We start from the raw sequence: 12,923 nt of genomic DNA on the forward strand, positions 1-12,923 counted from the left end.
TTAGCTGCGAAAGGCAATGACTTTGCCGTCTTCCAGTAAAATCTCACTGCCCATTAATTTATGCAAATCGTCACCAACACTCACGGTGATAAAACGCTCCATAGTTCCCTGAACAATTTCAGCACCAATCTCGAGTTGCGCAGTTTCTTTCAATTTTTCCGTCATATGATTTTTAAATTCAAAGCGCTTCTGCTTTTCCTCTTCGATTTGCTGACGTAAAGCTACAAGTCCTTGTGCATCCTGTTTAGCCTGTTCGGCCATAACCCGTTTAGCATGAAATTCAATTTGCTGCAACTCAATGTCAGCCTTCTTAATACCATCCTGAATTTCAGCGGCCAAGCGCGCTTTCAGATCTTCCGTCACTTTTGCTTTAATAGTTACCGGGCATTTCAAGGTCATATTATCCATGTCCGCTCCACCTTCTTAGACAATTTCCACTGTCACTTTCTTGTTTTCACGGGTAGCCGCAGCCTTAACTACAGTTCTGACAGCTTTGGCGATCCGGCCTTGCTTGCCAATGATCTTTCCCATATCATCAGAAGCTACCCGCAATTCAAGAACAGTAGAGTTGTCTTCTTCAACAACTGTTACACTGACTTGCTCCGGATTCTTTACTAAAGCTTTGGCGATAACTTCCACTAAGTCTTTCATAGTTATTACGCCTCTTTCTTATTACGCTTCAGTTCGTCCCATTTTTTCATGATACCGGTTTTGCTGAGCAAAGATTTAACAGTATCAGTAGGTTGAGCACCTTTTTGCAGCCAGTTGATAGCTTTTTCTTCATCAATTTTGATTACAGCGGGCTCAGTAGTTGAATCATAGTGACCCAAAGTCTCGATGGAACGACCATCACGAGGAGCACGGGAATCAGCTACAACCAAACGGTAAAACGGGCTTTTCTTAGCACCCATACGCATTAAACGAATTTTAACTGCCATTTACAATCACCTCCTTTACAAAATAGCTGCCCTGCCTATCGCATGAAGGGCAATTTAAAACCACCGGGTTTCTTGCCGGACTTTTGCATTTCCTGAAACTTTTTCATCATTTTGCGGGCTTCCACAAATTGCTTAAGCAGCCTGTTAACATCCTGAACTTTGGTGCCACTGCCGCTGGCAATACGCTTACGGCGGCTGCCATTAATAATGGACGGATCACGGCGTTCCTTTTTGGTCATCGATTGAATGACGGCTTCAACGCGCTTCAATTCTTTTTCATCAAATTCCATGCCTTGCAGCTTCTTCAGGTTTCCCATCCCAGGCAGCATGCCAAGAATTTGATCCAGCGGCCCTAATTTGCGAACCTGCTGCAGCTGATCGAGAAAATCGTCAAGGGTAAACGAATCTTTTCGCAGCTTTTTTTCCATCTCCTGCGCTTGTTCTAAGTTGATGGATGTCTGCGCTTTCTCAATAAGGCTGAGAACATCTCCCATCCCCAGGATACGGGACGCCATCCGGTCAGGATGGAATGTTTCCAGAGCATCGAGTTTTTCACCCATACCGGCGAACTTAATCGGTCTTCCGGTAACAGATTTAATCGACAAGGCAGCACCGCCGCGGGCGTCGCCGTCCAGCTTGGTGAGGATTACACCGTCAATGCCCAAAGCCTCATTAAAGGACTCGGCTACATTTACAGCATCCTGCCCGGTCATCGCATCTACCACTAACAGGATTTCATGAGGCTTAACCGTCTTCTTAATAGATTTTAATTCATCCATTAGCTCTTCATTGATATGAAGACGGCCGGCAGTATCAATAATAACGACATCGCGGGCATAAGCATTTGCATGCTGTATTGCTTTTTCCGCAATCGTTACAGGGCTTTCCTTATCCCCCAGGGTAAAAACCGGAAGATCTAACTGTTCACCTAAAACCTGCAGCTGTTTGATTGCTGCAGGGCGGTAAATATCACCTGCTACCAATAAGGGCTTTTTGTTTTGCTTACGCAGGAGATTGGCCAATTTACCGGCTGTTGTAGTTTTACCGGCCCCTTGCAGGCCGACCAGCATAATCACGGTTGGCGGTCTGGAAGAAATAGTAATCCGGCTCTGCGTACCGCCTAGCAGCTCCGTTAGCTCATCATTAACAATTTTTATAACATGCTGAGCCGGAGTCAGGCTTCCCAGAACTTCCTGCCCTACGGCACGCTCTTTCACGCGGGCAACGAACTCTTTGGCTACCTTAAAATTGACGTCTGCTTCCAGCAAGGCCATGCGGACTTCCCGCAGTGCTTCACTTACGTCGCTTTCCGATAATTTTCCCCGTCCCCGCAGCTTTTTAAATGTTTGCTGCAGCTTGTCGGCCAAGCTTTCAAAAACCATGCGTACCCGCCTTTCTTAATCCAGCAATTGTTCCAGTTTTTCGAGGGTAAGATGTATCTGCGATAGTTTAGCCGCCTCTGGCGGCAGACTATGTAATAAACCGTGCATTTCTTGCAGTAAATTCCGTTCCCGCTGATGCCGCTCAACCAGCTTCAGCTTTGCTTCATACTCTTCCAGGCTTTGTTCGGCACGCCGCGAAATATCATGCACTGCCTGGCGGGATACGTTTAACTCATCGGCAATTTCCGATAAGGATAAATCACGGAGATAATGCATTTCCAGACAATATTGCTGCTTATCAGTGAGTAATGCGCCATAAAAATCGAACAACAGACCGATGCGGAATATTTTATCCAGCATGAATTACCAACCTTCTCTGACAAGCAAAAATACTTTACAGGTATGATTATAAAGAACTTCTTGATGCTTGTCAAGTATATTTACTTGTCAGCAAATAAAGCTTCGGCAAATTCTTGCGGCTCAAATGGCCGCAAATCATTTACCCCTTCACCGACACCAATCCATTTCACCGGAATTCCCAGTTCTGCTTTGACGGCAATCACCACCCCGCCTTTAGCCGTACCATCAAGCTTCGTCAAAACAACCCCCGATAATTGAACGGCATTGCCAAAGATTTTCGCCTGGTTAATTGCGTTTTGACCGGTAGTGGCATCAAGCACCAGCAGCGTTTCATGGGGCGCTTCGGGAATATCCCGCGACACCACCCGGCGTATTTTTTTCAGTTCTTCCATCAAATTAGCTTTCGTATGCAGCCGCCCAGCAGTGTCGATAATGACGACATCCGCCTTGCGGGCCCGCGCCGCCTGTACGGCATCATAAGCCACTGCTGCCGGATCGGAGCCTTCGCTGTGTTTAATGACTTCCGCCCCAATGCGGGTTGCCCAGATATCCAGCTGATCAATCGCGGCCGCCCGGAACGTATCACCAGCAGCAAAGAGTACTTTTTTCCCCTGTCCGTGATAGTATTGTCCGAGCTTACCGATTGTGGTGGTTTTCCCCACACCGTTTACGCCAACAACAACAATTACCGTCGGCGGCTGATCTGCCAGCTGCGGCTCGGCTAAATCGCCTTCCAGCAGCGCACTGATTCGCTGCTTGAGAAATGGCCGGAGCTGCTCCGGGGATTCTATTTCCTTATTTTTAATGCCGGAACGGATATCAGCCATCAACTTGTTCGTCGTTTGTACACCTACATCAGCCGACAGCAATACCGCTTCCAGATCTTCCAAAAATTCATCATCAATTTTGGCATACCCGGTGACTAATTGCTCAATTTTCTCTGTAAAACTTTTCCGGGTTTTCTCTAATCCTTGTTTGAGTTTATCAAAAAAGCCCAAGTTGTACCCTCCTTAATGTGACTAAACAGCTTTATCCATAAATTTGACGGACAGCAGCCGGGAAATTCCCGACTCCTCCATCGTTACTCCCTGCATGACATCAGCGGCCTCCATGGTTCCCTTACGGTGAGTTACAACAATAAATTGCGTCTCTTTGGCATAATCGCGCAAAAAGGTGCTGAAGCGCTCAACGTTGGCTTCATCCAGGGCTGCATCAATCTCATCAACTACACAGAATGGGGCAGGGCGAAAGGCAAGAAAAGAAAACAACAGTGCAATAACAGTTAAAGCGCGCTCGCCTCCGGATAGGAGCGACAGGTTTTGCTGTTTCTTACCAGGCGGCTGTACCAGTATATCAATACCTGTTTCCAGCACGTTCGCCGGTTCCAGCAGTTGCAGGCTGGCAGTTCCCCCGCCAAAAAGACGGGAAAATATTTCGCCGAACCGTTCATTAATGACGGCAAAAGCCGTAGTAAACTGTTTTGACATGGTTGCATCAATATCACGGATGATGGATACGAGATAATCCCTGGCTGATCGCAGATCCTCGCTTTGTGTATGCAGGAACCGCTGTCTTTCCGCTAATCGCTCATATTCTTCCACTGCTCCCGGGTTAACCGGTCCCAATTCCGCGATCTGCCCTTCCAGCTGCCGGATGCAGGCGGCCACTTCCTCATGAGAGCCTGAGCGCAATAGCAATTTGGCATCATCCTCAGTCAAGCCGAATTGCTCCAGCTGTTCCTGACTGTGCGTAACCTCGAATTGATATTTTGTCATCATAAGCTGCATATCATGCAGTCGGGTCTGCAGCTCACCGTATTTGCGCCGGAAATCACGGATATCCTTTTCATTCTTTTGCACTAGCGATAAGATATTCATTTTATTGCCGTACAGAGTCTGCCGCTCAGTCTGATAGGCAGCTTTCTGCTCAGCAACCTCATTTCGCAATGTCCCCAGAACAGCGATCTCTTGTGCGGCTGACGCAATTTCCACTGTGGTTTTCGTCAGCTCATTGGCTGAGTCTTCCTGCTGGCGCTGCAATTGCAGCAGCTGTTCATTATACCCGCGGCACTGAACAACCAGCGCTTCTATTTGCTGCTGCAAACCGGCCAGTGCGATTTTGATTTCAGTTGCTTCAATTGTCACAGCCTCTTTCGCTGCCTGCAGCTCATTAAATTGTAATTGCCATACTTGCACTTGCCCCTTGTAGTCTGAGTCATCCGTCTCAAGCACCTGTACGCTTAGCTGGAGATCTGCCAGACGCTTTTGCAGCTGTTCACTTTCTTTGTCAACAGCTGCTAGTTCCTGTTGCAGCGTCATAACTGCCTGCTGCATCCGGTTGCTGTCGCTAATTGACCGCTCTAGTTGCACAGCCAGCTCTGCTTGCCGCACATCCGCATCACGCTGCTGCCGTACAAGGGAGCTGATTTGCATCTCTGCTTCCTGGACTTTACCTTTTAATTCAGCTTCCTCCGCTCGCACGGCCTCGTATTTTTTACTTAGCTCAGCATGACGGAGTTGTAGCGAATCAATCTCGTTCCCGCGGCTCAAAAAACTGTTTTCGCGGCGATTGACACTCCCCCCTGTCAATGAACCTCCCGGATTAATCTGTTGACCATCTAAGGTTACAATTCTGAGCGAAAAGGATGATTTGCGGGCAATCTCCAGTCCGGTATCAATATTGGTTGCCACAATCGTACGGCCCAGCAAATACTGAAGAACTGGTTTGTATTTCGCATCACAGCTGACCAGGTCAGCGGCTAAACCAACAGCTCCCGACTGCTCGGCAGCAGCAAGTTCCATCGCCCGGGGAGCGGACGGCCTGATTGTCGTAAGCGGTAAAAATGTTGCCCGGCCAAGCTTATTGTTCTTTAAAAAGTCAATAGCAGCCTTCGCCGCTCCTTCATTTTCCGTGATGATATGCTGCAAGGCACCGCCTAAAGCCGTTTCAATGGCAACCACATACTGGTCGTTAACGGTAAAAAGTTCGGCTACCGCGCCACACAGTTGATTGCGCCAGGGGGTACTCGCTTTCAGCAATTGCTTAATACCACGCCCAAATCCATCGTAATCTTCCTGCATGTGCGTCAGTATCTTTAAGCGCGAAGCCGTCTCCTGCAATTGTCCGGTTATGCTTCGCTCTGCCTTTACCGTCTCCTGCAGTATCGCATCGAGCGCAAGCTTCTGCTTGTCCGCCTGCCGAAGAGCCTCAATCAGTTCTTGCTTGCCGCTGTTCAGCCTTTGCTGCTCTTCTTCTATGCTTTTGCTGCTTTGTTTGGTTTCACTCAGCTGCGCGGCATACTGGCCCTGTTCTTTTTCCAGAGTGGCCTTGCGCAGCAGTAATCTCTCCTGGTCACGTTCAGCGGCCCGCAGCTCATTGCGTTCATTGGCAATGCGCTGCAGCTGGGTAAACGTACGTTCTTTGCCTTCTTCAATCTGCCTGCCCAACACTTGAGCCGCTTCGGCTGTTGCAGCATAGCTGGCATTCAGCTGACCCAGACGCTCTTCCAGCTGATTCTTTTCCTCAGCCTTGCCTGCGGCATTCATTTCTTCCTGCCGCAGCTTTTCCTTTAGTTCTTGCTGCAGTTCGATCAGCCGTGCCGCCTCTTGGTTTAGCCGTTCTTCCGCTTTCTCAGACTGACGGATCCGTTCCTCGAGAACCGCTTTTTTCCCTTCTACCCGCTCTAATTCCGTGCTGCGTGCTGCGATCTCTGCATCAACTTTAGTCAGTCGATCATCGACAGCCAGCAGTTCACTGGCCAATCGCTCTTTATCAGCTTCCGCTCCAGCTAACTGAGCCGCAGCAGCGAGCTCCCGGTCGGTAATTTCCGCCTCTTCCAGCTGGGCACTCGTGATCATTTTCTCTGCTTTTGTCAGCTTATTGAGCAGCAAAGTAGCCTGATAAGCAACAAGCTCCTGATGCAGACTGTTATACGTACGGGTACGTTCGGCATTTTGGGCCATAGGCTCCAACTGCGACTCGATTTCGCTCATTAAATCATCTACGCGATTAAGATTACCGCTGGTCTCTTCCATTTTACGCAGGGCTTCCCGCTTGCGCAGCTTATATTTCGTTATTCCTGCTACTTCTTCAAAGAAGGACCGTCTTTCCTCAGGCTTACTGTTTAATACCTCATCTACCTTATTTTGCCCAATAACCGACATGGAATCCCGTCCAAGACCGGTATCTGCCAATAACTCATGAATATCCTTCAGCCGGCAGGCCGATTTGTTTATGTAGTATTCACTATCGCCGGAGCGAAAAATCCGCCGGGTGATCGTCACCTCGTTAAAATCAAGCGGCAACTGATTGTCACTATTATCAAAAACCAGTGAAACCTCCGCAGCACCAAGTGATCTGCGCTTTGAACTGCCTGCAAATATTACATCTTCCGCCTTAGTCCCCCGCAAAGTACGGATGCTTTGCTCCCCTAAGGCCCAGCGAATCGCATCGGAAATATTGCTTTTTCCGCTGCCGTTAGGTCCAACAATTGCCGTTATGCCAGAGCCAAACTCCACTTCCGTTTTTTCAGCAAAAGATTTAAAGCCATACGTCTCTAATCTGCGCAGCAGCAAATCCGATTCCCCCACATACAATGTTATCTATAAAATTTTACCACGTCCTGCATAGGGTTACAATAAAAAAACCCGTTTGCTTAAAGCAAACAGGTTTCCGAACAGTTGATAGTTACCGTGGTTCAACAATAAACCGAATTGCCGTGCGTTCCTCGCCATCGATGTTAATTTCAGCAAATGCAGGAACTGCAATCAGATCAATACCGTTAGGAGCAACGAAACCGCGAGCGATGGCAACTGCTTTAATAGCCTGGTTAACTGCCCCTGCGCCTACTGCCTGCACTTCTGCTGTACCTTTTTCTCTGAGCACTGCAGCCAGCGCGCCTGCTACAGATTTAGGATTGGATTGCGCTGATACTTTAAGCACTTCCATTACTTAACCTCCTTTGATGGTCAGGGCTAATGCTATACAATATTCAGCGCATTTCCTAAAAATTCCTGCTAATCTTCATTTACGTGAAAAATAACATCTTTCGGCTAATAATTTGCTGCGAAAGGCCCTCCTCCAGGGAAATTTCCCCTTCCTGCAGGTTTCCTTCCAGCAGTTTGATCGGCCGTTGTGCAGCTTGCTGCAGCTTTGTAAAATAGCAATTGCTAATCCCCCGGATCTTGGAATGATCCCGGCGATGATGACGAATAATGATCGGCTCCGTCGATGGCCTGGCCGCCTCCAGCGCTTTTAATCCCATCTGATAAAACAAATAGCCATCCACTAACTCGCCAAAAGCAGGATGATAAGGGCCGGCCAGTACCGTTGTCCCCTTGTCAAGTTCTTCTGTTGCCTGCAGTCCGGTACGGATAACCGGTATGGAATGCTGCTCAAAAAACAGCTTTAAAAATGCCGTATGTTGAATCGCCTTTTCCAAGGTCAGCGGCTGGTACTGACCTTGGCGGTACTGCGTCGCTAATTCGGTCTTATCAATAACAATTGTGGGATACAAACGGGCGAAGTGCGGCTTGAGCGCTACCGCTCTATTGGCTGTAACCAGAAGACTAAGCTGATCTTCCCCCGGCAGTCCCGGCATAATTTGTATCCCAAAAGGAATTTGCCGCCCCCTTAACAGGTGCACGGCGCTTGTCACATCGTCAACAGTATGCCCCCGTTGCGCTTTGGCAAGCACCTGTTCATCAAGCGACTGTACGCCAAGCTCAACAACTGTAACCTGATATGCCAGCAGATTGTCAATAATTTCCTCACTTATGCAATCCGGCCGGGTTGATAAGCGAATGCCATTGACTTTGCCGCCCTGCCAAGCCTGATAAGCCGGCAGCAGCAACTGCCGCTGCTCGTTAATCGGCAAGGCTGTAAAGCTGCCGCCATAAAAAGCAACCTCAATATATCTGGGTTCCGTTATCCGCTCTACATGCAGGTCAATCGTTTGCTGTACATAACCGGCGTCTACCGGAGTTGCAGCACCGGTAATTTTCTGCTGATTGCAAAAAATACACTGGTGAGTACAACCGTAGTGGGGAATAAAAACCGGAATAATATAGTGTTTGATTCCCTTCATCCCCCTTCTCGTCTAACAGCTGCCAGTAATTTGCAGGAGCATGATTAGCTTACTGTCCCGCACTTACAATTATGCACATGCGCTTAATAAAAAAGGAGTGGCATCAGCCACTCCCGCTAATTCGATCCATTGAATTTTTCCAATGCCTGCTTGGCCGCATTCTGTTCGGCTTCCTTCTTGCTCTTACCTTGCCCTGAGCCTAAGAGCTTGCTATTCACACAAACTGCTACCATAAACGTTTTGTCATGATCCGGTCCTTCTTCATTGACAACTTCATAGGAAATTTTCTGCTCTCCCTGCCGCTGAATAACCTCTTGCAGCAAGGTTTTATGATCATTAGCATATTCACCGCTTTTGACCAGATTCAGTTCTCCCTGTAAGTGCTCAACAATAAACCGGTATGCATTGGCATAGCCGCTATCCAGATAAATAGCGCCAATAATTGCTTCAAAGGCATCAGCGAGAATGGATATCCGCCGACGTCCACCCGAAGCAGTTTCCCCTTTGCCAAGCAGCAAATAGCTGCCGAGGCAAAGTTTGGTAGCACTGCTGGCCAGCGTAGGTTCGCAGACAATGCGAGCCCTCGCCTTTGTCAGCTCCCCCTCCGGAAGTTGAGGAAATTGCTTAAACAGTACCTCACCAACCACCAGATCAAGCACCGCATCTCCCAAAAACTCTAATCGCTCATTATGTTGTACGCCAGCCTCTTTGCTTTCATTAGCAAAAGAGGTATGAATTAACGCCTGGTGCAGCAACTCGTAATTGCCAAAAGGTATTTGCAAAATGCTAGAAAGCTCTTGTAACTGAGCAAGCCGCTGCTTATCAATTCCCTTTTTACCGTTCACAATCACACTTCATATTTTTTCAACAGAATAGTCGCATTGTGCCCGCCAAAGCCAAAGGAATTGGAAAGTGCTGCATTAACCGTTTTCTCACGCGCCACATTCGGTACGTAGTCAAGATCAAGCTCAGGATCAGGAGTTTCATAGTTTATCGTAGGATGAACTTTACCAGTATAAATTGTCAAGGCAGTAGCAATACATTCGACAGCGCCAGCTGCTCCCAATAAATGACCGGTCATAGATTTGGTGGAGCTAATCGCTAATTTTGCTGCATGCTCACCAAATAAGCTCTTGATCGCCAACGATTCATTTTTATCATTCAGCGGAGTAGAAGTACCGTGAGCATTAATATAATCAATGTCCTCCGGTGTTAGTCCGGCATCTTTTAATGCCATCGCCATGCATTTTGCCGCCTGTACCCCTTCAGGAGCAGGCGCAGTAATGTGATAGGAATCGGCATTGCTGCCATATCCCACTAATTCGGCATAAATCTGGGCACCTCTGGCAAGCGCATGCTCAAGCTCTTCGAGAATAACGATTCCTGAGCCTTCGCCCATTACAAAACCGCTGCGGTCTTTATCAAATGGTCTGGAAGCCTTTTCAGGCTCTTCGTTGCGGGTAGACATTGCTTTCATCGAACAGAAGCCTGCAACAGCGCTAGGTGAAATTGCAGCCTCCGTACCACCTGCTACCATTACATCGGCATCGCCGCGCTGAATAATTTTGAAGGCATCACCAATTGCATTTGTACCTGTGGCACAAGCCGTAACCACACAGCTGCAGGGTCCTTGCAGGCCAAAGGTAATCGAAGTCTGGCCTGCGGCCATATTGGCAATCATCATGGGAACAAAGAACGGACTAATGCGGTTCGGCCCCTTATCAAACAGCACTTTATACTGATCGTGAAGCGAATCCATTCCGCCAATGCCTGTACCAATCAAGGTACCAATCCGGTTCTTATCTTCGGCTTCCAAATCCATACCGGAATCTTCAAAAGCCAGTTTTGTCGCAGCAACTGCAAGCTGAGTAAAACGATCCATTCTTTTGGCTTCTTTTTTGTCCATGAATTTGCCTGGCTCGAAATCTTTTATTTCGCCAGCGATCTGCGTAGCATATTCGCTTGGGTCAAAACGGGTAATACGAGTAATACCTGACTTGCCGCCCAATAAGGCATTCCAGAACTCATCCTTACCGGTTCCGATCGGAGTAATTGCGCCAAGTCCTGTAATCACAACACGTTTCTTCACTTTTTCCACCTCGCGGTTATTTTATCTCTTCCACTTCTTTAAGAAGCCTGGAAAAAATTTCTTTTACAGGAAGAATTTCATCTATTTTATGAATGTACTCGCCTGTGAAAACAAGGCCTGTTTCCACATCACCCTGCTGCGCACGAATAAGTGCCTTAATAATGCAGAAGTTGCGCTCGCAATGTTTTAAACAAGCATCACAGGAATCAGGCAACGGGGCAGTACCTTCAAGAATTTTCGTAGCAAAAGGATTTTTTACAGCTTGCCCAGGCAGACCGACCGGACTCTTAATTAAAACTACATCTTCCGGCTTAGCCTTTAAGTAAAACTCTTTTAAGGCCGGAGCAGCATTAGACTCGACACTAGCAGCAAACCGTGTTCCCATCTGAACGCCGTCAGCGCCCAAAGAGAGAAGTTCAACAATATCTCGTCCACTGATTACACCGCCTGCACCAATCACCGGAATTTTCACCGCCTTTTTAATCTCAGGCAGTAAAGTACGGACCGATTGATCAGTACCCAGATGTCCACCAGCTTCTTTACCTTCAACAATAACGGCTGAAGCGCCTAACGATTCGGAAATTCTTGCCAACTTTGCAGATGACACAATGGGAACGATGGGAGTACCTGACTCTTTACCAATAGCAAATATATCACGAGAAAAACCAGCACCTGCTACAACCAGGTCAATACCTTCTTCAATTGCAGTTCTGACAAGTCCGGCAAACTCTCTGGCAGCAACCATTGCGTTAATGCCAATAATACCTTTTGTCAATGAGCGTGCCAAACGAATCTCGTGCCTTAGTTCATCAAAAGGCATACCGGATGCAGCTATTAAACCGATGCCCCCTTGTTCCGCCACAGCAGCGGCCAAACGGGCAGTGGATATTCTAATAGCCATCCCGCCTTGAATAATAGGTACTTTGGCCACAAGATGACCTATTTTCAATTCCGGAAGTTTCAAGAACAACTCCTCCATTCAATGCAGCCCTTACCTTTAAGAAAGTCCCGCGAAACAATTCCACGGGACTTTCTCTTTTACGGTAATGCGTTTAGCCTTGCTTTTCTTTGTCTATGTATTCGACAGCGTCTCTAACAGTCTTGATCTTTTCAGCTATTTCATCAGGAATCTCAATGTTAAATTCCTCTTCAAAAGCCATAATCAACTCTACGATATCCAGAGAGTCGGCGCCAAGGTCGTCAATAAACGTGGAATCCATAGCTACATCGGCTTCATCAACGCCAAGCTGTTCAACTACGATTTCTTTCACTTTATCAAAAGTGGTCATCAAATTCACCTCCTTCCAAAAATGAGCTTTTCACTCTTACATTACCATACCGCCGTCAACATTTAAAGTCTGCCCAGTAATATAGTTCGCATAATCAGATGCTAAAAAAACAACCGCATTAGCAACATCTTCCGGAGCTCCTAATTTAGCCAGCGGGATGCTTTGAGCCAAATCATTTTTAACCTGCTCAGATAAAACATCGGTCATATCAGTGGCAATAAAGCCCGGCGCAATTGCATTTACCGTAATGTTACGGGAAGCCAGTTCTTTCGCCATTGATTTTGTGAAACCGATAACACCGGCCTTAGCAGCTGCATAATTAGCCTGCCCGGCATTGCCGGTTATTCCGACGACCGACGTCATATTAATAATCTTGCCGGCCTTTTGTTTAATCATAACGCGCGAAACTGCTTTGGTACAATGAAAAATTCCCTTTAGGTTCGTGTTCATCACTGCATCCCAGTCAGATTCTTTCATGCGCATCAATAATGTGTCCCGGGTGATGCCGGCATTATTGATCAATATGTCAATGCGGCCAAAGTGCTCAATCGCCTGTTTTACCAACGATTCCACCGCATCGGCATCCGCCACATCAGCCTGGATGGCGACAGCTTGACCGCCTTGAGCAACAATCGTATCAACGACTTCCTGGGCGGCTTTGGCATTACCGGCATAGTTCACAACCAGCTTCGCACCGCTCTTTGCTAAGGCAAAGGCCACAGCTCGGCCGATACCGCGTGATGCTCCGGTAACAATTGCCACCTTACTGTCTAAATGCAT

General features: G+C 47.6%; 14 protein-coding genes. All 14 read right to left on the reverse strand.

Annotated features, from left to right (window positions below):
- The 14 genes from EV210_RS01985 to fabG all read right to left on the reverse strand — a co-directional run bounded on the left by EV210_RS01985 (position 1) and on the right by fabG (position 12,923).
- Positions 1 to 408, reverse strand: a complete 408-nt coding sequence (locus EV210_RS01985; protein ID WP_132074773.1) for a YlqD family protein — start codon at positions 406 to 408, stop codon at positions 1 to 3.
- 15 nt (positions 409 to 423) lie between these two features.
- A complete protein-coding gene (locus EV210_RS01990) occupies positions 424 to 651 on the reverse strand; it encodes a KH domain-containing protein (protein ID WP_132074776.1) in 228 nt (75 codons plus the stop codon).
- Positions 652 to 656: 5 nt separating this feature from the next.
- Positions 657 to 938, reverse strand: coding sequence for a 30S ribosomal protein S16 (gene rpsP, locus EV210_RS01995; protein ID WP_132074779.1), 282 nt, complete (start codon positions 936 to 938; stop codon positions 657 to 659).
- Positions 939 to 973: 35 nt separating this feature from the next.
- Positions 974 to 2,320 carry a signal recognition particle protein gene (gene ffh, locus EV210_RS02000; RefSeq protein WP_132074782.1) on the reverse strand — a complete coding sequence of 449 codons (1,347 nt, stop codon included), beginning with the start codon at positions 2,318 to 2,320 and terminating at the stop codon, positions 974 to 976.
- Between the two features lie 15 nt (positions 2,321 to 2,335).
- Positions 2,336 to 2,680, reverse strand: coding sequence for a YlxM family DNA-binding protein (ylxM, locus tag EV210_RS02005; protein WP_132074785.1), 345 nt, complete (start codon positions 2,678 to 2,680; stop codon positions 2,336 to 2,338).
- Positions 2,681 to 2,760: 80 nt separating this feature from the next.
- Positions 2,761 to 3,678, reverse strand: coding sequence for a signal recognition particle-docking protein FtsY (gene ftsY, locus EV210_RS02010; protein ID WP_132074788.1), 918 nt, complete (start codon positions 3,676 to 3,678; stop codon positions 2,761 to 2,763).
- A gap of 21 nt (positions 3,679 to 3,699) precedes the next feature.
- A complete protein-coding gene (smc, locus tag EV210_RS02015; protein WP_132074791.1) occupies positions 3,700 to 7,254 on the reverse strand; it encodes a chromosome segregation protein SMC in 3,555 nt (1,184 codons plus the stop codon).
- A gap of 112 nt (positions 7,255 to 7,366) precedes the next feature.
- Positions 7,367 to 7,627 (reverse strand): stage V sporulation protein S, encoded by a 261-nt coding sequence (locus tag EV210_RS02020; protein ID WP_132074794.1) that lies wholly within the window; start codon positions 7,625 to 7,627, stop codon positions 7,367 to 7,369.
- Between the two features lie 79 nt (positions 7,628 to 7,706).
- Positions 7,707 to 8,765 (reverse strand): elongator complex protein 3, encoded by a 1,059-nt coding sequence (locus EV210_RS02025; protein WP_132074797.1) that lies wholly within the window; start codon positions 8,763 to 8,765, stop codon positions 7,707 to 7,709.
- A 116-nt stretch (positions 8,766 to 8,881) separates the two neighbouring features.
- The gene (rnc, locus tag EV210_RS02030; RefSeq protein ID WP_207900625.1) at positions 8,882 to 9,610 is read right to left on the reverse strand and encodes a ribonuclease III; all 729 of its coding nucleotides are present in this window, start codon (positions 9,608 to 9,610) and stop codon (positions 8,882 to 8,884) included.
- A 2-nt stretch (positions 9,611 to 9,612) separates the two neighbouring features.
- Positions 9,613 to 10,854: a beta-ketoacyl-ACP synthase II gene (gene fabF, locus EV210_RS02035; protein WP_132074800.1), complete on the reverse strand. Its 1,242-nt coding sequence runs from the start codon at positions 10,852 to 10,854 to the stop codon at positions 9,613 to 9,615.
- A 16-nt stretch (positions 10,855 to 10,870) separates the two neighbouring features.
- Positions 10,871 to 11,818 (reverse strand): NAD(P)H-dependent flavin oxidoreductase, encoded by a 948-nt coding sequence (locus tag EV210_RS02040; protein ID WP_132074803.1) that lies wholly within the window; start codon positions 11,816 to 11,818, stop codon positions 10,871 to 10,873.
- 88 nt (positions 11,819 to 11,906) lie between these two features.
- Complete coding sequence (locus EV210_RS02045) at positions 11,907 to 12,143, reverse strand: acyl carrier protein (RefSeq protein WP_132075109.1); 237 nt, start codon at positions 12,141 to 12,143, stop codon at positions 11,907 to 11,909.
- A gap of 36 nt (positions 12,144 to 12,179) precedes the next feature.
- A complete protein-coding gene (gene fabG, locus EV210_RS02050) occupies positions 12,180 to 12,923 on the reverse strand; it encodes a 3-oxoacyl-[acyl-carrier-protein] reductase (protein WP_132074806.1) in 744 nt (247 codons plus the stop codon).

Source organism: Anaerospora hongkongensis, assembly GCF_004339805.1.
Lineage (GTDB): Bacteria > Bacillota > Negativicutes > Sporomusales > DSM-15969 > Anaerospora > Anaerospora hongkongensis.